The following is a 19,435-nucleotide window of genomic DNA, read 5'->3' as shown; positions in this document are numbered from 1 at the left end:
CCATCCAATTTCATTTTGCTTATTCCGTACGAAGCAATCAATAAAATGATACACCAGAAAGAATAACGTGACAAGGTGGAAACGAGCCTAAATATATAAAACAAAAAAAGAATACAGATTCCCCTTATGTAAAATATTGAATTTCTGCATCAGGAAAATACTCATATATATAACCTCTTATTGTTTCTTCCAATACTTCTGCATCATCCTTTTGATATACATATTTCCCAATCCCGTATCGTCCCCATTTATATTTACGCTTCTCTTCATCCATTTCAAGCTTTGTATTTGGATAACGCTCTTGAATGACCTTTTTTGCCGGTTTCGTAAAGCGATGCTGAATTAATTCGAACGTTAAATTTGGTATCACCATATCTTTCAACGCATTGTACAATCGCTCAAATAATTCTCGGTATCCTTCTTCCCACCCTTCATGCATATAAATTGGCGCAACTATAAAGCCAAGCGGATAATTAGCCCCCGCTACTTTACGAGCAGCCTCAATTCGCTCTTCAAATAGCGACGTCCCCGGTTCAAAATTTTTAATCACATAACGTGAATTAATGCTAAATCGAAAACGCGTTTTCCCATTATGCTTTGCGTCTAATAAATGATCAACATGCGAATATTTCGTAACGAAACGTAAACGTCCATGTTCACTTTCTCCGATAAACTCTATCGCCCGCTTTAATGCATGTGTTAAATGATCAATTCCAACGATGTCTGATGTACACGCCGCTTCAAATCTTGTTATTTCAGGGGCCCTTTCATCCATATATTGCTTTGCCTTCTCAAATATTTCATCTAGATTCACATACACGCGAACGTAAGGTTTATTCCCAAGCGTCGTTTGCAAATAACAATAATGACAATGTCCCATACACCCTGTTGCAAGCGGAATTGCATATTCAGCTGACGGTTTTGATGTATCAAACTTTAACGTCTTCCTCACCCCAACGACAAGTGTTGCTTTTGCATTACGATACTTTTGCAATTCATTTTCGCCTGGCAAATTTCTAATTTGATTGTGTGATGTCGTTTCACGAATTTCCAATCCCATCTTCGTAAACTTCTCATAAAGCTCTTTTCCAAGCGGATATTCGAGTGCCCTCGGTTCAAAGTAAACGAGTTTTGGCATAAATGGTTTCATGTGCTTCCCTCCTCTCGTTAGTATGGGAAGCACAGAAAAATTAACACAGATTAAAGTTTTCCACTTCAGTAACTTGTAAAGCAAGTTACTCGATGTTATAATTTGGATAACAGCTACCTTGCAAGGCAAGTTACCTGGATAAAAGGTGGTGAAATCATGCACAGCCAAATGTTAAAAGGTGTACTAGAAGGTTGCATTCTATATATCATTTCACAAGAAGAAGTGTACGGATATGAACTGAGTACAAAATTAAATAAACACGGCTTTACATTCGTAAGTGAAGGAAGCATCTATCCTTTATTATTACGCATGCAAAAAGAGAAACTTATTGAAGGTACATTAAAGGCTTCCTCTCTTGGACCGAAGCGAAAATATTATCACGTAACTGATAAGGGATTAGAACAGCTTGAAGAATTTAAAAAAAGTTGGGGAATGGTTTCAACGACGGTAAACAACTTATTACAAGGGGAGTGATAGGGATGAACGCGAAAGACATGATAGAACTAAACAACAGAAAACGCAAACTTCTAATACCTGAAAACGAAGCTGCTTATGGCGATATGCTAGTATATCTTCGATTATCTAACGTACCTGAACATCAAGTAGAGGAACTATTATTAGAAATATTAGATCATCTCATCGAAGCACAAGCAGAGAATAAAAATGCTTACGACATCTTTGGTGATGATTTACAATCTTATTGCGATGAACTTATATCGGCTTTACCAGCTCCAACTAAGTTAGAAAAAATTTCTTTGATCGGCTTTGTTATTAGCTTACTTCTCGCTATACAGTTTGGAATAGATACCGTTGCTTCTCTTTTCATTTTTCTTTTTGAAAAGAATACAGAAAGATTAAGTCCACCTTTAAGTATTCCTGGGACTACTTTGTCTATTTCACTTATCGTACTAGGTATACTTTTCATTTTATATTTATTAAAACGCTATTCTTTTGATCAAACGATGAATTGGAAAAAAAAGATTCTATTTGGATTCGCATTTGCTACTCCATTTTGTTCAGCCATCTTTATAAATATTTATTTTAAAAAACTACCTTATCTCATTTATCATCTTACCTTTTGGCAAAACGCTTTAATCGCTATTCTATTTTATATTTTATATAAACTACTATACAAAAAAACAAATTTTTAACAGCCTTTCAAACGGCTGTTTTTCTTCTGTATAATTTTACAAATTGAAAAATTTCATAAAGAAAATAAGAAAAATGCAAAATAATTAAAGTTAATTGTTGACGTGATGCTTTTATTATCGGTATCATAAATCTTCGTGAGCAATTATTTTTCGTTATACGATTTTTTTATTATTACTGAGTTTTTGAGAGGAGAAATTTGATGTCAGTTAAGAAGAAAACGCAAGTACGCACCGGCAAAATGGTACGTGAACTAATGTTAGCAGACGAAGATGTAAATGCTTCGCTAATTATGGTATATAGTGAAAACGGTGTAAACGTAGAAATTAAAATCGAGGGCTTAACGCCAAAATGTAACGAAGAATTATTTTTGAGCGGAAACGTGGATTGGAACAAGAGTGTTATTTATAAAATTGTTGATTTCACTGGGAACGCGGAAGTTGGTAAAGTTACATTAACAGCGATGAATAAGAACAATGTTTCTCTAGAAATTGAACGCGTTATGTGGAGCAAAGAAAATAAAGAAGCTGCTGAGCAAGAAGAAACAGTTGTAGAAGCTACTCCGAACAAAGAAGTAGTTGTAGAGGCTCCTAAAGCAGTTACACCCGCTCCTAAACCTGTTATGCGTGAAACACCTGTTGTAGCACCTAAGCCTACACCGGTACCAACGCCGAAGTCAGTAAGTGTTGAAGCAGCTGTAGAACTATCTACTCCAGCACCTGTGAAAAAAGCAGTACCTACTCCAGTTACAAAGCAAGAGACAGCACCGGTTACTCCTGTAAAACCGAAGCAACCTGCTTTGACTGAAACAAATACAAAACTACAAGAAAATTATGTTAAACTTGTGAAAAAGACAATTGAAGTTTGTCAAGATTACGAGCTTGGCATCGACATAGATGATTCTATTGAAGGATTAAAAACAGAGCTACAAAGCCAAGGTATTAGCGTTACATTCGACAAAGAAATTATGGACGTTGTAAATCGCCTTCGTTCTTTACAAGATAAAGGAATCAAAGTAGAAAAAGTACTTAATTTACTATAAAAACAAGGAGATGGCGGTCGCCATCTCCTTATTTTTTATAATTCCATTCATTACTTTCATACTTCTCTTTTGCTAAAGTTTGAACTTCATGAAGCTGTTCTTCTGTTAGTTCATACGGCACAAGCTCTATATCTAAACCTTTTTCAAATCCAGTTTCAAACGCTTGAATTAACTGTTCAATCGTAAATGTACGATCTGTTAATTCATTAATCGCTACCGCTTTAGAAGAAAACATGTTTTTCATACGCTCTTTTACACGTTCATTCGGGAATAAAAATAGATCGTATAACTCATCTAAATCTATTTCTAACGGAATAGAACCGTGCTGTAAGATAACACCTTTTTGACGTGTTTGAGCACTACCTGCAATTTTTCTTCCTTCAACTACAATTTCATACCAAGATGGTGCATCAAAACATACTCCTGAACGCGGATTTTTTAAATTCTCACGATCCGCTTCTGTTTTCGGAACCGCATAATACGCTTCTAATCCTAATGCCTTAAAACCGTCTAATAAGCCTTGCGAAATAACGCGGTATGCTTCTGTAACTGTTTTTGGCATATCCGGATGATCTTCAGACACAATAACACTGTACGTTAATTCTTTGTCATGCAGTACACCCCTGCCGCCTGTTTGACGACGAACGAATCCATATTTTTTTTCGTTAACTACATCCATATTTATATCTTTTTCAACACGCTGGAAATACCCGACTGTTAATGTTGGTACTTCCCATTCGTAAAAACGAATTGTTGGTGGCATTTTCTTTTCACTTTGCCAATTTAATAAACATTCATCTAACGCCATATTAAATGCTGGTGAACATTGACCAGAGTTAATATAACACCATTTTTCTTTTCCCATCCTGCACCTCATATAACCAATTATTTTTCACATTCTCTAGTCTACCAAATTCGACAAAATTTGTGAAAGAATACGAAATTTCTTCTTATATACAAATGAATCTGTTGCATAAATACATATGGGCATTATAATATTGAAAGTAGGATAAGAAAAAAGGGAGCGATAGAATCGTGTCAACAAACTTGATTATTATACTAGCCGCAATTGCAGCATTCATCGGCTACACTGTATGGATGTATTTCTATCAGAAAAAATTAATTAAAACACTTTCAGAAGAAGAATTTCGCGCTGGCTACCGTAAAGCACAGCTTATCGATATTCGCGAAGCAGATGAATTTAACGCGGGACATATTTTAGGTGCGCGTAACATTCCATTATCACAAATTCGCCTTCGCCACAAAGAACTTCGCCAAGATCAACCGGTTTATTTATATTGCCAAAGCGGATTCCGTACAGGTCGTGCAGCTCAATACTTAAAAAAACAAGGCTACACAGATTTCTACCAATTAAAAGGTGGATTTAAATCTTGGTCAGGCAAAATTAAAAAGAAATAACATACAAAAACTAGCTGCACGATACAGCTAGTTTTTTATTCCATATTGTTCGCAATGTACAGTAGATTTTGTTTAATCACATCTTCATCTTTCTCATCTACATTACGATATAATAGCTGATATTCAATCCCCTTCTCTTTCCATATAAGCGTAGCAAATTCGTCCCCTCGCTCGTAATCATCCTTATTTTTAAAATAAGCAGGTGCTCCATTATTCAATTTCATTTGTTCTTGAAATCGATTTTCTTCTACGAGGTATGGAAAACTGTAAGAAAAGTTGGCCACTGTTAATTCTATATAATCGTGCCTTCCTTTCTCTTGTTGCTTATATTTAATCGTTAAGACAGCATTCTTCTTTCCCATCGTTCTTACCTCTCCCTGCACATCACTCGTAATGTCATAAGGTAAAAACGTTGGAACTTTAAACTTCGCCGGAAAATATTTTGGAAGTTCCTTTAGCGGAATCGGATCAGTAACACGGTCCTTAGCCCCTCCTGTTGTTCCTACAAATGTTTTTTCTTCTTGCATCGTTTGCTGAAATGAACATGAGCTAAGTATTACACTAGAAAACACGAAACAAATGATTCCTTTTTTCAATTTGTTTCCGCCCTTTCATACCGCTCTCTTAACGAGTGAAGCGTTTATACTCTCTACTATTCGCTTCGTTATCAAACGCCTCCTCCGAAAACTTTCCACGTTATTCTCACACATTCTGACAAAAATTCTTTGCAGACATACAAAAAAGACCCCACTATTCTTACGCCCAAATAAAAAGGTTACGCGAACAACAGAAGTCATGCTTATAACATAGATTGTGAAAAGCTTTTCAGGTCAAGATTTTTTTCATTCTTATTATTTTCCCCTTATAATTAAGGAAAGAGGTGATACATATGGCCAATATAAAACAAATTGCAAAAACTGCTGGTGTATCTATATCAACTGTTTCTCGTGTCCTTAATAATCATCCTTACGTAAAAGAGGAAAAACGTAAGCGTGTTTTAGATGCAGTTGAAGAATTGAACTATGCAAAAAATATTAATGCTATCCATTTAATAAAGGGTAAAACATATACAATTGGCGTTATGCTACCTTTTATTAATCTTCCGTACTTTAGCACGATCATTGAAGGAATCGGAAACGAAGCGTTAGCAGCTGGATATCATATTAATTTATGCCAAACGAATTACGATAGTATTGAAGAAATTCGCGTTCTTGAAATGATGAAAATGAAGCAATTTGACGGGATGATTATTTGCTCTCGCACGAGTTCATGGGAACAAATTGAACCGTTCGCAAAATTTGCCCCTATTATTTCATGTGAAAAAATGAAACATCCCCTCATTTCATCTGTCTATGTAGATCATTACGAAGGATTCCGCCTTGGTACTTCCTATTTACTCAGTAAAGGTCATGAAAAAATCGGCATTTGTTTAGCAAGAAAAATAAGTGCTAATTCAATCGAGCGTGAAAAAGCTTTCGCCGATACTCTTCGTCAAGAAGGAAAAACAGTGCACCCTGATTGGGTTTTTCATCAATGTTATACGATGCAGGACGGGGCACAAGTACTCCATCGCATTTTAAATATGAAAAATCGCCCAACCGCTATTGTTACAGCGAACGATCAAGTTGCTGCTGGTTTATTAACAGAGGCAAAAAAACATGGCATTCGCATACCTGAAGACCTCGCTATCCTGGGATTTGATAACCATGAAATTTCAAAAGCATTAGAAATTACAACTATTGAACATCCCGGTCTCACAATGGGCTCACATGCTTTTTCTTTATTCTATAAACAAATTCAAAGCGAGCAAATTATCGGCAGTGCAGAAGAACTTTCATTCCATTTAATTGAGCGAGAAACAGTCTAAAAAAGAGCGTTAACTATAGCGCTCTTTTTTATCCCTTCACCTATTGACTTTATATTTTTCATCTCATATAATTAACCTAACGAACGGTAGGTAGGGGATGAAAATGACAGCAAACCGCATTAAAGCTGTAGCACTTTCTCATTTCGCACGCTACGGCTATGAAGGAACTTCATTAGCAAATATTGCTCAAGAAGTTGGGATTAAAAAACCATCTATTTACGCACACTTTAAAGGAAAAGAAGAGCTATATTTTACATGCTTGGAATCCGCTCTTCAAAAAGATTTGCAAAGCTTCACAGAAGATATCGAAAATTTTTCAAAATCGTCTACTGAAGAATTGCTCTTAAATTTGTTAAAAGGCTATGCAAAACGATTTGGTGAAAGTGAAGAATCAATGTTTTGGTTACGAACTTCTTATTTTCCGCCGGATGCATTTCGCGAACAAATTATTGATAAAGCGAATGTACACATTGAAAATGTCGGAAAACTTTTATTCCCTGTGTTTAAAAGAGCAAGCGAACAAGATGAACTGCATAACATTGAAGTAAAAGACGCTTTGGAGGCTTTTTTATGCTTACTTGACGGCCTTATGGTTGAACTACTATACGCAGGTTTAAATCGTTTTGAGACACGTTTAGAAGCTTCTTGGAAAGTATTTTGGCGCGGACTTTCAAACTGACGGATTGCTCCTTTGCAATGCGTCGTTTTTAAGCCCTTTACCTAACGACTGGTAGGAAGGAGAAATGACATATGGCATGGATTTATGTAATCATAGCTGGTATTATTGAAATCTTTTGGGTGATTGGACTAAAAAAAGCGGAGGCACCACTTGAGTGGGCTGGTGTTGCTCTATTAATTACAATTAGTTTCGTCTTATTATTTAGAGCTTATAAAGATTTACCTGTTGGTACTGTTTACGCAGTCTTCACTGGAATTGGAGCAGGTGGAATCGTTCTTACCGAGATTTTCATTTTCGGAGAACCATTCTCTATTGTAAAAGTATTATTAATTGGTTTAATCTTCTTCGGAGTAATCGGCTTAAAACGAGTAACAGAAGAAAAAGAATCGAAGGAGGCTGCATAAAATGGCTTGGGTATTTTTAATTCTAGCTGGTATTTGTGAAATTGTTGGTGTACTCTTTATGAAAGTAGCCACTGAAAAGAAAGGCTGGGCACCAAAAGTTATTTTAATCGCTAACTTCGGCGTAAGTTTCTTCTTCTTATCACTTGCGATGAACACATTACCGATGGGAACTGCTTACGCAATTTGGACTGGAATCGGAACTGCTGGAAGTGCACTTCTCGGTATTCTTATTTTCCGCGAGTCAGCGGATTGGCGCCGCCTTGCCTTCTTAAGCTGCATTCTATGCGGTGCTGTTGGCTTAAAACTATTAGGCTAACGTGAGGTGAATGTCATGTGGAAAGAAAAAGGAAAACAAATCTTAACATGGATCACACTTGGGATTATCATTCTATTGCAAATAAGTTTTCATATAATAGAATGGTTGTTTCATAAAGTAATATCCATTCTTACATTCCTTCCTAACATGGCACTTGAAATTGCATCTATCGTTTGGTCAATTACTGCCTCCATTACTATCGTAATTATATGGAGCATCGCCAAGCTTTGGAACAAGTTATTTAAAAAGGACAGTTCTTCTGAAAAGAAGTAACTGTCCTTTTTTATGTCTATTTAGATTTTCTATAGAAATTTGATGCGATAAGACAAAGCAGACCAACTATGACAACACTCATACCAATCCCTTTATGCAAACTAGGAAGTAGCGGTGGTATATCTGAGTAAAAATTTGCTAATATGAGACCGATTGAAACGAAAAGTACCCCTATTCTATATAACCATTTTCTTTTGTTCATCCTTCTCCCTCCTAAATTTTTTCATACACTCTTTCCTGTTGGACATACTACCTAAAAAAGGAGTGAATGATATGCAAAATTCTATACATAAGCAAATCCTATTTTTATTTTTCCTCTTTCTCATTTTCATCATCGTTTTCAGCTTTATATTACATACGCCGAAAGATGTGCCAAGTAGCGTTTCTATTTATAAACTATTGCTCTCGTATTGCCGTTATTGAAGAAGGTGCCTTTTATGAGGCACCTTTTAAAATTCTCTTTTTTCATATACCCTTATTGAAACTAAGGCAGATACTATGAACATGCATATTGAACCCCCGAATAAATACAGTTGTATTTTCGTTTTGCAACTGGATTAAACTAACAGAAAATAGGAAAATCCCACCTAAAGCAACTAAAATACTTACAAATATGTATTTTGCTATGACAATTTCTTTACGCTGCAACGGTAAACTATTTATTATCATTTCACTTTTATTTTTATCCTCATAGCTCATTGACAGCATCATACCAAGAACGGGTATAAACATGCTAAATGTCATTAGAAAACTATCACTACGAAAATCAACAATGACAAGGAAAAACAAACATATAAGATATACAAACCCTAATTTTCTTTGCAACATCATATCTTTTAAGACTAGTTGCTTGATCATGTATTACACCTCCTAGTATGAAAAGAGCCTCTTCTATAACTCTGCCTCCTGAAACATTTTCATTGAGAGAAACATTGATATGACTATACTTACTAACACTCCGATACCAAGAACACTCATTGATAATGTAGCATCTTCAGAGTGAAGTACTTTTAGCATGATTATTTCATCACCAAAAATATTGCACATAAGGCCAATCATACCCATTAAAGGAAAAATCATAATCACATTCAAGACAGTAATAGCTTTATATCCTCCAATGTAATTAGTAGGTATCGTTACTACACAATAAATCAAAGTTGCTACTATTGCTGAAAATATTGCATATCTAGGAATAGCTATGTCTCTGTTCAATAAAATATTTCCTAATATTACGACTATAAAAGTTGTACTCAAACCAGCCATAATAAATAATGAGCTTGAAATATATTTAGCTATAACTATCTCTTTTCTCGTTATAGGCAAACTCACTAATACTTTTTCTGCTTTACTTTTCTCTTCATGATAAAAAGAAATATATATAATCGTACTACATGTTATAAATAATCCTATTGCAATCCCCATTGGTTGGACGGGATTCCTAAAAACAGAGAAAATAGGTATTAAAAAATATAAAGGAAACATCTTCTTATGTAAGAAAAACTCCTTTAAAATCAACTGTTGCATATGAATTCTCCTCTCTACAAATCACGTGCTCCATAAATTTTAATTGTAAGAAACATAGAAGCGATATACATACTAACTAATGTAATGAATCCAATTATAAATACACCAATATGCAGAGGATTCATAATCCACTCAATGAATGAAGGTGCTGTTTCATTCAGCCCATCACTAATAAATATCCAAAGGATTCCCCCCACTCCTATTGATGCTGCTGATACTATACTTCTTACTACCTTCGATTTTGTACCATAATAACTAGGGAAAAACGTGACAACCAAAAATACAGCATAAACAACTCCATTTATTACTTCGTACCATGGAATTTCAATGTATAGATTAGGATGATATGCACCGAGATTACCAATGACCACAATGCCTCTTATAAGAAAAACAACTACCATCGTAGAGATCATGCCACCTACAATGAATATTGCACAGGAAATATATCTAGCAATAATGATATCCTTTCTGCTTAACGGTAAACTATTTATAACAATGTCACTTTTATTCCTTTCATCCATATAGATTAGCGTCATAACGGAAGAAAGGGTTATAAATAGACAACTCATCGAAAATAACAATTCACCCCCGGGCTCAAGTAAAAAGAACATAAGGGGCATAATAAGATTCACTAACCAAGTTACCCGAAAAAAGAACAAATCTTTATATATGAGCTGACGCATAGGCACCTCTCCCCTTCGCAGTGTAAACGATGATATCATCTAAATTAGGCTTTTCTAATACAACCTCATTTCCAAACCAATCGATAATTGCTTGTTTATCCTCTGCTAAACCTTCAAAGCCAAATTGATTTTTTCGTAATCCAACAAATAGTTCTTTTCCTTCTCGATCTAATAAATCATTGTTTCCCTTTACCATTACGTAGTTCTCCATTAAGTCGTCTTTCTCACCAGTAAATATAATTTCTCCATCGTTGATGAACGTAATATAATCTGCGATGCGTTCTAAGTCTGTTGTAATGTGCGTTGAAAATAAGACAGATACTTCATCTTCCATTACAATTTCTTGCAGCATATCAAGTAACTCACTTCGAACAACTGGATCTAATCCTGCTGTTGGTTCATCCATAATAATGAATTCCGCATGGTGTGAAAGTGCGATTGCAATCGCAAATTTCATTTTCATCCCTTTGGATAACTCTTTAATCTTTTTATACGTTGGAACTTGTAATCTCTGCATATACGATTGATACTGCTTTTCGTCCCACTTTTTATATAACGGTGCAATAATCCGTTTCATTTGCTCACACGTTAAATCTTCGTAATAATGATTTTCATCATATACAAAACCAATATTTTGTTTTATTTCCTTTTCAGCTTTCTTATTGTCCTTACCAAAAATTTTTATATCACCACTCTCTTTTCTGATTAAATTCATAATCATTTTGATCGTCGTACTTTTTCCAGCTCCATTCGGTCCGATAAATCCCATAATATATCCACGTGGCAATGTAAAACTTACATTTTTCACTGAGAAATCTTGATAAGTTTTACAAACGTTTTTTAGCTCTAACATCTCTTATTCCCCCTCGTATAAACACGCAATCATCTGTTGCAACTCTTCCAGTGAAAGCTGTAACACTTTACTTTCATTCACAATCTCTTCCACTTTACTTTCCAATAGACGTAGCCGCTGTTCTTTTAATAGTTCATTATTTTTACGTGAAACATAAGTCCCCTTCCCAGCAACAGTTTCTATATATCCTTCTTTTTCAAGCTCCTCGTACGCGCGCTTCGTTGTAATTACACTAATTTGTAATTCCTTCGCTAAGCTACGAATAGACGGTAATTGGTCTCCACCCTTTAAACCACCATTTAAAATAAGCTGGCTCAATTGTTTCCTTATTTGCACATAAATAGGGTCTTGGGAAGAATTCGAAATAATAATATTCATGTTTTCCTCCAGTGTGTATATACTGTATATACCTTATATACACAGTATATACAAAACATCCTATTTTTGGCAAGAAAAAAAGACCAACATTTTCCTGTTGGTCTTTCGTATATGTATCACTTTTCAAAGCGATCTAACATTTCGTCTCTCATTCCGAAACTAACAACCGCAATTCCTACATACATAAAAAGAAGGAATGCTGGATGAACTGTATTGTACCAGCTGCTATCAACAATTAAATAAATCGTTAACGCCACAACAAGAACAAACGCTAAAATAAACATATAAAAGTGTCTTGTATTACCCATGATAAACTCCTCTCTTCTCTCTTCACCATTCAACAGTATATTGTATCTAATAATTCGATATGACTCAAGGTTAACTTTCTGTTATGTAATCAAGTTCTACCTTTACAATGTCCTCACACGCTATTGAAATGATTGTTCCTTGTTTATCAATCGCTGTCACTTCTCTATTATCCATTACACGGTGCGCTACTCTTTCTAACACTTTCCCTTGGTCTCTGTAACAAAATTCTTTTACATCTTTAATTGTTTCTCCATTTTCTAGATGGTATACCATTCTATAACATCGATATCCCACGCTTCCACCCCCGCCTTGCTCGTTTTTTCACATATACATAAAAATGAGTAATTTCTACCTCATCACATCTTCTTAATTTCAATAAAATTCTAACAAAAATAAATACTTTTATCAAACTGACTTTTTCAACAAAATCACCTATAAAACCGCATCTTTACAGCAATATGAAACAAAAAATATAAATTTTCAACATTTTTTCATTCTAGCCGCATCAATGTTGCAAAAAAAAAAGAACCCGCATGTAGCGAGTTCTTTTATTCCAATCACACTTGTACAGGTGCTAGCTTTTCATAACGTAAAACTGGTTTACGAGCAGCTAATGTTTCATCTAAACGCTTTATTACTGTTGTATGTGGTGCTTCTTGTACAACTTCTGGATTTTCTTCTACCTCTTTAGCAATTTGAATCATCTTATCAATGAAACCATCTAATGTTTCTTTTGATTCTGTTTCTGTTGGCTCAATCATAATACATTCTTCCACATTTAATGGGAAGTAAATTGTTGGTGGATGGTAACCGAAATCAAGCAGACGTTTTGCAATATCTAATGTACGTACACCAAGTTTCTTTTGACGACGACCTGACAATACAAATTCATGCTTGCAATGTCTGTCGAATGGAAGATCATAGAATGGTGCTAATCTTCTCATCATATAGTTCGCATTTAATACAGCATACTCAGTTACTGCACGTAGTCCATCTGGACCCATAGAACGAATATACGTGTATGCACGAACGTTAATTCCGAAGTTACCATAGAATGGTTTCACACGCCCAATTGCTTCTGGACGATCATAGTTGAAGTGATAGCCATTTTCCGTTTTCTCTAAAATCGGTTTTGGTAAGTACGGAATTAAATCAGCTTTTACACCTACTGGACCAGAACCTGGGCCACCGCCGCCATGCGGACCTGTAAATGTTTTATGAAGGTTTAAATGCACAACGTCAAATCCCATATCTCCTGGGCGTGCTTGGCTTAATACAGCATTTAAGTTTGCACCATCATAGTATAATTTACCGCCTGCGTTATGGACGATTTCTGCCATTTCTAAAATATTTTCTTCGAATAGGCCTAATGTATTTGGATTTGTTAACATAAGTGCTGCTGTTTCTTCGTTTACAACACGTTTTAAATCATCTAAGTCAACAAGACCATGTTCATTTGATTTCACCGTAATTGTTTCAAAACCAGCTACTGTTGCAGACGCCGGGTTTGTTCCATGAGCAGAGTCAGGAACAATTACTTTCGTACGGTTAAAGTCACCATTTGCTTCATGGTATGCACGAATTAACATTAAACCTGTCCATTCTCCGTGTGCACCAGCTGCTGGTTGTAACGTAACAGTATCCATACCTGTAATTTCAATTAAATGTTCTTGTAAGTCGTACATTAATTCCATTGCACCTTGCACTGTTTTTTCATCTTGAAGTGGATGAATATTTGCAAAGCCTGCGAAACGAGCTACGTTTTCATTAATTTTCGGATTATATTTCATCGTACAAGATCCAAGTGGATAGAATCCAGAATCAACGCCGTGGTTACGGTTTGAAAGCGCTGTGTAATGGCGCATAATATCAAGTTCAGATACTTCTGGAAGCTCTGCATCTTCAACGCGAATATAATCGCTCTCAAATACATCTTCTAATTTCACTTCTTCTACATCTAATTTGGGTAAGCTATATCCTACGCGTCCTTCTTTAGTCACTTCAAAAATAAGTGCTTGGTCTTGGTTCTTCATTGGATAGCCCCCATTTCGTTTACAAGTGTGTCAATTTCCTCTTTTGTACGAAGCTCTGTTACTGCTACAAGCATATGGTTTTCATGCTCTTTATAATCACGGCCTAGGTCGTAACCACCGATAATATTCTTTTGTATTAATACATCATTTATTTCTTTAACTGGACGTTTGCAATCTACAACAAATTCATTAAAGAATGGTCCAGCGAACGTTACAGTGAAGCCTTTCGCTTCGAATTGACGTTTTGCATATTGTGCTTTAGAAATATTTTGACGTGCCATATCTTTCACACCTTGTTTTCCAAGTGCCGTCATTGCAACTGATGCTGCTAATGCATTTAACGCTTGGTTTGAACAAATGTTAGACGTCGCTTTATCACGGCGAATATGCTGTTCACGTGCTTGTAACGTTAATACAAATCCACGTTTACCATCTGAATCCACAGTTTGTCCGACAAGACGTCCTGGAATTTTACGCATAAATGCTTTCGTTGTTGCAAAGTAACCACAATGAGGTCCACCAAACTGCGTTGGGATACCAAATGGCTGTGCATCACCGATTACAATATCAGCACCAAATTTTCCTGGCGGTGTTAATGCGCCTAATGATAATGGATTTGAAGAAACGATAAATAATGATTTTTGTTGATGAACGATTTTTTCGATATCAGCTAACTTTTCAACTTGTCCGAAGAAGTTTGGATATTGAACGATTACACAAGCAACTGTATCATCTACTTCACTTTGTAATGCGTCTAAATCTGTTACACCGTCTTTATGATCAATTTCAACAACTTCAAGATTTTGACCTTTTGCATATGTTTCAAGTACCGCTCTTGATTCTGGATGAACTGCATTAGACACAAGAATTTTCTTTTTGCGAGTATGACCAGCTGCTAACATTGCCGCTTCAGCTAATGCTGTACCTCCGTCATACATAGAAGAGTTCGCTACATCCATTCCTGTTAATTCACAAATCATTGTTTGGAACTCAAAAATTGCTTGTAATTCCCCTTGTGAAATTTCTGGTTGGTATGGTGTGTAAGCTGTATAAAATTCTGAACGAGAAATAACATGATCCACAATTACTGGAGCGTAATGATCGTATACACCTGCTCCTAAGAAAGAAGCGTATTCTTTTAAGTTCGCATTTTTGCTAGCCATTTGAGATAGCTCTTTTAAAAGCTCTGGCTCTGATTTTGCTTCTTTAATTTTTAAATCCCCTTTAAAACGAACACTCTCTGGAATATCAGAGAATAACTCATCAATCGTTTGAACGCCGATTGTTTGTAACATTTCTCTTTTGTCTTCTTCTGTCATTGGAAGATAACGATGCAACATGAAATCTACCCCTCTCCCCGTTACTTTGAACGTTTATAAAATGGTGTTGGAACAACTACTGCTTTGACGCGTTTATTACGAATTTCAATTTCTACTTCTGTATCAACTGTTGCGTATTTCACATCAATTAGTGCTAAACCAATGCTTTTCTTTAACGTTGGAGATTGTGTACCACTCGTTACTTCCCCGATTTTTTCTTCTCCTATAAATACAGGGTAATGCGTACGAGGAATACCGCGTTCGATTACTTCGATGCCGACTAATTTACGAGATGCACCGTTTTCTTTTTGCTCTTTTAACGTTTCTTTTCCAAAGAAATCTGCTTCTTTATTTGGTTTTACCGCAAAGCCAATTCCCGCTTCAATCGGTGTAATATCTTTTGATAACTCTTGTCCGTATAACGGAAGTGTTGCTTCGAAGCGAAGTGTATCACGAGCACCTAAGCCACATGGCTTTAACCCATCTTCTTCTCCAACTTCAAGAAGTTTCACCCAAAGTTTTGCAGCATCTTCACTCTTACAGTAAATTTCGAATCCATCTTCACCTGTATAACCTGTACGAGATACAAGTGCAGGAATTCCATCTACAAGAATATCGTTTTTAAATTTAAAGAACTTAATTTCTTTCAAATCTTCTGACACAACTTTTTGTAAAATGTCTTGTGCTTTTGGTCCTTGAATTGCAAGTTGCGCAACTTCACTAGAAACATTGACTACCTTCGCATCGCCAATTACATGACTTGCTAACCATTCGTAATCTTTCTCGATATTTGATGCATTGATTACTAATAAATAGTCTTCTTCACCACGTTTGTAGATTAATAAATCATCTACTGTGCCGCCATTTTCATAGCACATAGCTGTATATTGTGCGCCTCCTACCTTTAAGGTAGATACGTCATTTGTAACAACACGTTGTAAAAATGCTAAACTATCTACACCCTTTACCTCTACTTCTCCCATATGAGATACATCGAACAAACCTGCTTCTGTACGTACAGCTTCATGCTCTTCTTTAATGCTTGAAAATTGAACTGGTAATTCCCAACCACCGAAGTCGATTGTTTTCCCACCATACTTCGCGTATACATCAAATAACGGTGTACGTTGTAATGTAATCATGCTCTTTCCCCCTTATGCTCTGACAAATCAATAAAAGTTGCTTCCCATATCTAAACATTTTCATTCTGAAAAGATAAGGTTATACGGAATCTCAGTATATTTTTTTATGAAAGCGTAAATAAAAAGTTACTTTCTTGGATAAAATACGAAAGATTCCACACATTTCACACCATTATCCTAACATCATTCGCTATATTTCATCAATATTCTAGCATAAAAAAAAATTTAGAATTTTTTATTCTTAATCATATTAAATACAACTTTCAAGATTTAGTCCTAAATCATTGCCTATTCTTTAACTTTTAGTAATTGTGATAGTGCCTTATTACGAGGCTTATAATAAAGATTTTTAAAATAATCACTTTAGTTTATAAAAGGTGGGAGAGTCTTAATGAATGTCGATATTTCCGTAGATCGAACGTGGCAAAACAATTTTTTAAAAAGAATTGATGAAGATGGTCCTTGGACAAATTGGGATTTATATCATTTAGCTTATAAAACAGAGAAATCATTACTCGTTCCTACTTTTGATGGATTGCAAGCACCGAAACATTTATCACATTTCACGCCGCTTCCGCATCAATTGGAGGTCGCTCAAAATGTCATTGAACAAATGAATGGTAAAGCGATTCTAGCAGATGAAGTTGGACTTGGAAAAACGATTGAAGCTGGACTTATTTTAAAAGAATACATGGTTCGAGGACTTGTAAAAAAGGTACTCATTCTCGTTCCAGCTTCTCTCGTATCTCAGTGGGCATATGAACTTAACACAAAATTTTTTATTCCTGCGGTCGCTCAAAAGAAAAGTTATTCTTGGGAACAAGCTGATGTCATCGTTTCATCAATCGATACTGCGAAACGTTCACCGCATCGCGATATCGTTTTAAACCTAGAGTATGACCTTATTATTATCGATGAAGCACATAAACTAAAAAACAATAAAACAAAAAACTATGCATTTGCACAGCGATTAAAAAAGAAGTTTTGTTTATTACTAACCGCAACTCCTGTTCAAAATAAAATTGATGAAATCTTCAACCTCGTTTCTTTATTAAAACCAGGTCATTTAGGCAATCAATCTAATTTTGAAGAATATTATGCTTCCAAAAATCGTTCCACTGAATCCGATGAAGATTTAAAAGCTCTTATCAATAAAGTAATGGTTCGAAATAGACGCCATAACACTGGCATTGATTGGCCGAAGAGGCATGTACGAACAATCTTCGTTGAATTTAATGAAGAAGAACAAGCTTTGTATAATGAAATTGAAAATTGGCGTGAACAAAATGCCTTTACATCTGCTTTCTCATCCTTAACTTTAAAACGGGAAGCATGTAGTAGTCGTGAAGCTGTTTACTATTCATTAAAAAAACATGTAGAAAAACGGCAGAAAGAAAATGAGCATTACATAAAGGACCCACATATTGATGTGCTGATGGATAAAATTAATCATATTCCGTTCAACTCCAAAGCAAATAAAGCACTAGAGCTCATAAAAGAAGTTAACGATAAAGTCATTATCTTCACTGAATATAGAGCTTCACAAATGTATTTACAATGGTTCTTACAACAACATGGCATTTCCTCTGTCCCATTTCGCGGTGGATTTAAGCGCGGGAAAAAAGATTGGATGAAGGAGCTGTTCCAAACTCATGCCCAAGTATTAATTGCGACCGAAGCTGGTGGTGAAGGAATTAACTTACAATTTTGTAGCCATATGATTAATTACGACTTACCGTGGAATCCAATGCGACTTGAGCAAAGGATTGGACGTATTCACCGCCTTGGACAAAAAAATGATGTTCATATTTATAACTTAGCAACAAAGCATACTGTTGAAGAGCACATTTTAAAACTACTATATGAAAAAATTAATTTATTTGAACGTGTAATCGGTGAACTCGATGAAATTTTAACAAGAATCAACATGAAAAATATTGATGCACATATTCAAGAAATTTTCGCGCAGTCAAAAAGCGAAGGTGAAATTCGAATCAAAATGGAAAATTTAACATCTATTATCGATTTTGCGAAGCGCAATGAAGCAGAGGTGCAGGACTATGCAGCAAAATGAAATTCATAATTACTTATACAACTTTTTTGAGGCGAATAACTGCGAAATTTTAGAACGTTCCCCTCACCTATTAGACGTACAGTTAACAATTGAAATGGATAAATTATTAATGAACCGCCCTTTCTATTGGCACTATCTTGAAAAAACAGGAGGCGTTCCGAACCCGATGCGCCTTACTCTTATTACAAATCCGGAAAACGAAGAAAACGACGGTGAACTTATTCATTACGGTTCACCCCGTTTGCATCAAATATTTGAAACGACAAAAGAACTAGGCTCATACATACGTTTATATGAGGATGTGAAGCATAGCGGGGCAACTCATACCCCCCTTCATCCTTGGCTTGGTGTAAATATAAAAGTATCTTATCAATGTGACCGAAAAAAAGACATACTTCATTCCATCGGTATTCATCTTATTTCTGGGACAATGATTGCAAACTTTCATGACACTTTAGCAGAGATCAAACTCACACCAAAGATACCTGACTTTTGTTTTACCCTCTCACCTATCATTAAGCCACAAAGTGGCTTACAACGCATAGAGGATGCTTTAAAAAGTATAATTGCTGAAGATGACCACACGTGGGCAAAAGAAGCGAGAGTGCGTTGGAATCACGATTTAGACCTTTTAAATCGATTTTACGAAGATAGCGATGAACTTCCAGAAAGCTATGAAATTGAAAAGCAAGCATTACAAGAACAATACGAACCACGTATTACAATACAAATTATAAACGGCGGCCTCTTTTATGTTACCGCAAATCATTTTCTATCTTAAAGAAAGCTCCTTCAACTGTTGAAGGAGCTTTCTTTAAGAT

At 35.6% G+C, this 19,435-nt stretch carries 24 protein-coding genes and 1 pseudogene; 11 read left to right on the top strand and 14 right to left on the bottom strand.

Annotated elements, in window-relative coordinates; translation table 11 throughout:
* Window positions 1-124: 124 nt before the first annotated feature.
* A complete protein-coding gene (splB, locus tag ACE38F_RS07920; protein ID WP_016106133.1) occupies window positions 125-1,150 on the bottom strand; it encodes a spore photoproduct lyase in 1,026 nt (341 codons plus the stop codon).
* Between the two features lie 156 nt (window positions 1,151-1,306).
* On the opposite strand from splB, the gene ACE38F_RS07915 reads away from it, so the two are divergent.
* The 3 genes from ACE38F_RS07915 (at window position 1,307) to ACE38F_RS07905 (ending at window position 3,341) form a co-directional block, all read left to right on the top strand.
* Entirely contained in the window at window positions 1,307-1,624 is a 318-nt protein-coding gene (locus ACE38F_RS07915; RefSeq protein WP_000556081.1) for a PadR family transcriptional regulator, read from the top strand.
* Between the two features lie 5 nt (window positions 1,625-1,629).
* Window positions 1,630-2,301 (top strand): DUF1048 domain-containing protein, encoded by a 672-nt coding sequence (locus ACE38F_RS07910; protein WP_375369520.1) that lies wholly within the window; start codon window positions 1,630-1,632, stop codon window positions 2,299-2,301.
* A gap of 200 nt (window positions 2,302-2,501) precedes the next feature.
* Window positions 2,502-3,341 carry a hypothetical protein gene (locus ACE38F_RS07905; protein WP_375369521.1) on the top strand — a complete coding sequence of 280 codons (840 nt, stop codon included), beginning with the start codon at window positions 2,502-2,504 and terminating at the stop codon, window positions 3,339-3,341.
* Between the two features lie 28 nt (window positions 3,342-3,369).
* On the opposite strand, the gene ACE38F_RS07900 is transcribed toward ACE38F_RS07905, so the two are convergent.
* On the bottom strand, window positions 3,370-4,206 hold the full coding sequence (locus tag ACE38F_RS07900; RefSeq protein ID WP_002145776.1) for a lipoate--protein ligase family protein: 837 nt from the start codon (window positions 4,204-4,206) through the stop codon (window positions 3,370-3,372).
* Window positions 4,207-4,376: 170 nt separating this feature from the next.
* Here ACE38F_RS07900 and ACE38F_RS07895 point away from each other — a divergent pair, with 170 nt between their 5' ends.
* Complete coding sequence (locus ACE38F_RS07895; RefSeq protein WP_002034000.1) at window positions 4,377-4,760, top strand: rhodanese-like domain-containing protein; 384 nt, start codon at window positions 4,377-4,379, stop codon at window positions 4,758-4,760.
* 35 nt (window positions 4,761-4,795) lie between these two features.
* Here ACE38F_RS07895 and ACE38F_RS07890 read toward each other — a convergent pair whose 3' ends face one another.
* Complete coding sequence (locus ACE38F_RS07890) at window positions 4,796-5,332, bottom strand: hypothetical protein (protein ID WP_016100627.1); 537 nt, start codon at window positions 5,330-5,332, stop codon at window positions 4,796-4,798.
* A 317-nt stretch (window positions 5,333-5,649) separates the two neighbouring features.
* On the opposite strand from ACE38F_RS07890, the gene ACE38F_RS07885 reads away from it, so the two are divergent.
* The 5 genes from ACE38F_RS07885 to ACE38F_RS07865 all read left to right on the top strand — a co-directional run bounded on the left by ACE38F_RS07885 (window position 5,650) and on the right by ACE38F_RS07865 (window position 8,299).
* On the top strand, window positions 5,650-6,627 hold the full coding sequence (locus ACE38F_RS07885) for a LacI family DNA-binding transcriptional regulator (RefSeq protein ID WP_375369522.1): 978 nt from the start codon (window positions 5,650-5,652) through the stop codon (window positions 6,625-6,627).
* Between the two features lie 97 nt (window positions 6,628-6,724).
* Window positions 6,725-7,306 carry a TetR/AcrR family transcriptional regulator gene (locus tag ACE38F_RS07880; protein WP_375369524.1) on the top strand — a complete coding sequence of 194 codons (582 nt, stop codon included), beginning with the start codon at window positions 6,725-6,727 and terminating at the stop codon, window positions 7,304-7,306.
* 71 nt (window positions 7,307-7,377) lie between these two features.
* Complete coding sequence (locus tag ACE38F_RS07875) at window positions 7,378-7,710, top strand: DMT family transporter (protein WP_002111782.1); 333 nt, start codon at window positions 7,378-7,380, stop codon at window positions 7,708-7,710.
* 1 nt (window position 7,711) lies between these two features.
* On the top strand, window positions 7,712-8,026 hold the full coding sequence (locus ACE38F_RS07870) for a DMT family transporter (protein ID WP_002015033.1): 315 nt from the start codon (window positions 7,712-7,714) through the stop codon (window positions 8,024-8,026).
* Between the two features lie 15 nt (window positions 8,027-8,041).
* Window positions 8,042-8,299: a DUF3975 family protein gene (locus ACE38F_RS07865; protein ID WP_375369525.1), complete on the top strand. Its 258-nt coding sequence runs from the start codon at window positions 8,042-8,044 to the stop codon at window positions 8,297-8,299.
* A 16-nt stretch (window positions 8,300-8,315) separates the two neighbouring features.
* Here the strand turns inward: ACE38F_RS07865 and ACE38F_RS07860 are convergent, their stop codons facing one another.
* The 11 genes and pseudogenes from ACE38F_RS07860 to gcvT all read right to left on the bottom strand — a co-directional run bounded on the left by ACE38F_RS07860 (window position 8,316) and on the right by gcvT (window position 16,540).
* Entirely contained in the window at window positions 8,316-8,501 is a 186-nt protein-coding gene (locus ACE38F_RS07860; RefSeq protein WP_098632766.1) for a hypothetical protein, read from the bottom strand.
* Between the two features lie 320 nt (window positions 8,502-8,821).
* A pseudogene (locus ACE38F_RS07855) lies at window positions 8,822-9,157 on the bottom strand (ABC-2 transporter permease); the annotation flags it as partial.
* Between the two features lie 33 nt (window positions 9,158-9,190).
* Window positions 9,191-9,823 (bottom strand): ABC-2 transporter permease, encoded by a 633-nt coding sequence (locus tag ACE38F_RS07850; protein ID WP_375369526.1) that lies wholly within the window; start codon window positions 9,821-9,823, stop codon window positions 9,191-9,193.
* Between the two features lie 14 nt (window positions 9,824-9,837).
* A complete protein-coding gene (locus ACE38F_RS07845; RefSeq protein ID WP_375369527.1) occupies window positions 9,838-10,506 on the bottom strand; it encodes an ABC-2 transporter permease in 669 nt (222 codons plus the stop codon).
* Complete coding sequence (locus tag ACE38F_RS07840; protein WP_375369529.1) at window positions 10,487-11,359, bottom strand: ABC transporter ATP-binding protein; 873 nt, start codon at window positions 11,357-11,359, stop codon at window positions 10,487-10,489. The genes ACE38F_RS07845 and ACE38F_RS07840 overlap by 20 nt, the downstream gene beginning before the upstream one ends.
* 3 nt (window positions 11,360-11,362) lie before the next feature.
* Window positions 11,363-11,737 (bottom strand): GntR family transcriptional regulator, encoded by a 375-nt coding sequence (locus tag ACE38F_RS07835; RefSeq protein WP_002160500.1) that lies wholly within the window; start codon window positions 11,735-11,737, stop codon window positions 11,363-11,365.
* A gap of 116 nt (window positions 11,738-11,853) precedes the next feature.
* A complete protein-coding gene (locus ACE38F_RS07830) occupies window positions 11,854-12,045 on the bottom strand; it encodes a hypothetical protein (protein ID WP_002088608.1) in 192 nt (63 codons plus the stop codon).
* Between the two features lie 70 nt (window positions 12,046-12,115).
* Entirely contained in the window at window positions 12,116-12,319 is a 204-nt protein-coding gene (locus tag ACE38F_RS07825) for a DUF3929 family protein (RefSeq protein ID WP_000262495.1), read from the bottom strand.
* A 284-nt stretch (window positions 12,320-12,603) separates the two neighbouring features.
* Window positions 12,604-14,079: an aminomethyl-transferring glycine dehydrogenase subunit 2 gene (gene gcvPB / locus ACE38F_RS07820; protein WP_002122485.1), complete on the bottom strand. Its 1,476-nt coding sequence runs from the start codon at window positions 14,077-14,079 to the stop codon at window positions 12,604-12,606.
* The gene (gcvPA, locus tag ACE38F_RS07815) at window positions 14,076-15,419 is read right to left on the bottom strand and encodes an aminomethyl-transferring glycine dehydrogenase subunit 1 (RefSeq protein WP_375369531.1); all 1,344 of its coding nucleotides are present in this window, start codon (window positions 15,417-15,419) and stop codon (window positions 14,076-14,078) included. The genes gcvPB and gcvPA overlap by 4 nt, the downstream gene beginning before the upstream one ends.
* A 20-nt stretch (window positions 15,420-15,439) precedes the next feature.
* Window positions 15,440-16,540 (bottom strand): glycine cleavage system aminomethyltransferase GcvT, encoded by a 1,101-nt coding sequence (gcvT, locus tag ACE38F_RS07810; RefSeq protein ID WP_002111803.1) that lies wholly within the window; start codon window positions 16,538-16,540, stop codon window positions 15,440-15,442.
* 391 nt (window positions 16,541-16,931) lie between these two features.
* On the opposite strand from gcvT, the gene ACE38F_RS07805 reads away from it, so the two are divergent.
* Both ACE38F_RS07805 and ACE38F_RS07800 read left to right on the top strand, forming a co-directional pair.
* On the top strand, window positions 16,932-18,614 hold the full coding sequence (locus ACE38F_RS07805) for a DEAD/DEAH box helicase (RefSeq protein ID WP_375369532.1): 1,683 nt from the start codon (window positions 16,932-16,934) through the stop codon (window positions 18,612-18,614).
* Complete coding sequence (locus tag ACE38F_RS07800; protein ID WP_215554184.1) at window positions 18,601-19,395, top strand: YqhG family protein; 795 nt, start codon at window positions 18,601-18,603, stop codon at window positions 19,393-19,395. The genes ACE38F_RS07805 and ACE38F_RS07800 overlap by 14 nt, the downstream gene beginning before the upstream one ends.
* The last annotated feature ends 40 nt before the right edge of the window (window positions 19,396-19,435 follow it).

Source organism: Bacillus altaicus, assembly GCF_042136375.2.
GTDB classification, from domain to species: Bacteria; Bacillota; Bacilli; order Bacillales; family Bacillaceae_G; genus Bacillus_A; species Bacillus_A cereus_U.
This window is presented reverse-complemented; position numbering and strand designations above follow the sequence as displayed.

Excerpts from the sequence above, each read along its gene's own strand:
- splB (WP_016106133.1), bottom strand. The coding sequence starts at position 1,150 with ATGAAACCATTTATGCCAAAACTCGTTTACTTTGAACCGAGGGCACTC.
- ACE38F_RS07915 (WP_000556081.1), top strand. The coding sequence starts at position 1,307 with ATGCACAGCCAAATGTTAAAAGGTGTACTAGAAGGTTGCATTCTATAT.
- ACE38F_RS07910 (WP_375369520.1), top strand. The coding sequence starts at position 1,630 with ATGAACGCGAAAGACATGATAGAACTAAACAACAGAAAACGCAAACTT.
- ACE38F_RS07905 (WP_375369521.1), top strand. The coding sequence starts at position 2,502 with ATGTCAGTTAAGAAGAAAACGCAAGTACGCACCGGCAAAATGGTACGT.
- ACE38F_RS07900 (WP_002145776.1), bottom strand. The coding sequence starts at position 4,206 with ATGGGAAAAGAAAAATGGTGTTATATTAACTCTGGTCAATGTTCACCA.
- ACE38F_RS07885 (WP_375369522.1), top strand. The coding sequence starts at position 5,650 with ATGGCCAATATAAAACAAATTGCAAAAACTGCTGGTGTATCTATATCA.
- ACE38F_RS07880 (WP_375369524.1), top strand. The coding sequence starts at position 6,725 with ATGAAAATGACAGCAAACCGCATTAAAGCTGTAGCACTTTCTCATTTC.
- ACE38F_RS07875 (WP_002111782.1), top strand. The coding sequence starts at position 7,378 with ATGGCATGGATTTATGTAATCATAGCTGGTATTATTGAAATCTTTTGG.
- ACE38F_RS07870 (WP_002015033.1), top strand. The coding sequence starts at position 7,712 with ATGGCTTGGGTATTTTTAATTCTAGCTGGTATTTGTGAAATTGTTGGT.
- ACE38F_RS07865 (WP_375369525.1), top strand. The coding sequence starts at position 8,042 with ATGTGGAAAGAAAAAGGAAAACAAATCTTAACATGGATCACACTTGGG.
- ACE38F_RS07860 (WP_098632766.1), bottom strand. The coding sequence starts at position 8,501 with ATGAACAAAAGAAAATGGTTATATAGAATAGGGGTACTTTTCGTTTCA.
- ACE38F_RS07850 (WP_375369526.1), bottom strand. The coding sequence starts at position 9,823 with ATGCAACAGTTGATTTTAAAGGAGTTTTTCTTACATAAGAAGATGTTT.
- ACE38F_RS07845 (WP_375369527.1), bottom strand. The coding sequence starts at position 10,506 with ATGCGTCAGCTCATATATAAAGATTTGTTCTTTTTTCGGGTAACTTGG.
- ACE38F_RS07840 (WP_375369529.1), bottom strand. The coding sequence starts at position 11,359 with ATGTTAGAGCTAAAAAACGTTTGTAAAACTTATCAAGATTTCTCAGTG.
- ACE38F_RS07835 (WP_002160500.1), bottom strand. The coding sequence starts at position 11,737 with ATGAATATTATTATTTCGAATTCTTCCCAAGACCCTATTTATGTGCAA.
- ACE38F_RS07830 (WP_002088608.1), bottom strand. The coding sequence starts at position 12,045 with ATGGGTAATACAAGACACTTTTATATGTTTATTTTAGCGTTTGTTCTT.
- ACE38F_RS07825 (WP_000262495.1), bottom strand. The coding sequence starts at position 12,319 with ATGGTATACCATCTAGAAAATGGAGAAACAATTAAAGATGTAAAAGAA.
- gcvPB (WP_002122485.1), bottom strand. The coding sequence starts at position 14,079 with ATGAAGAACCAAGACCAAGCACTTATTTTTGAAGTGACTAAAGAAGGA.
- gcvPA (WP_375369531.1), bottom strand. The coding sequence starts at position 15,419 with ATGTTGCATCGTTATCTTCCAATGACAGAAGAAGACAAAAGAGAAATG.
- gcvT (WP_002111803.1), bottom strand. The coding sequence starts at position 16,540 with ATGATTACATTACAACGTACACCGTTATTTGATGTATACGCGAAGTAT.
- ACE38F_RS07805 (WP_375369532.1), top strand. The coding sequence starts at position 16,932 with ATGAATGTCGATATTTCCGTAGATCGAACGTGGCAAAACAATTTTTTA.
- ACE38F_RS07800 (WP_215554184.1), top strand. The coding sequence starts at position 18,601 with ATGCAGCAAAATGAAATTCATAATTACTTATACAACTTTTTTGAGGCG.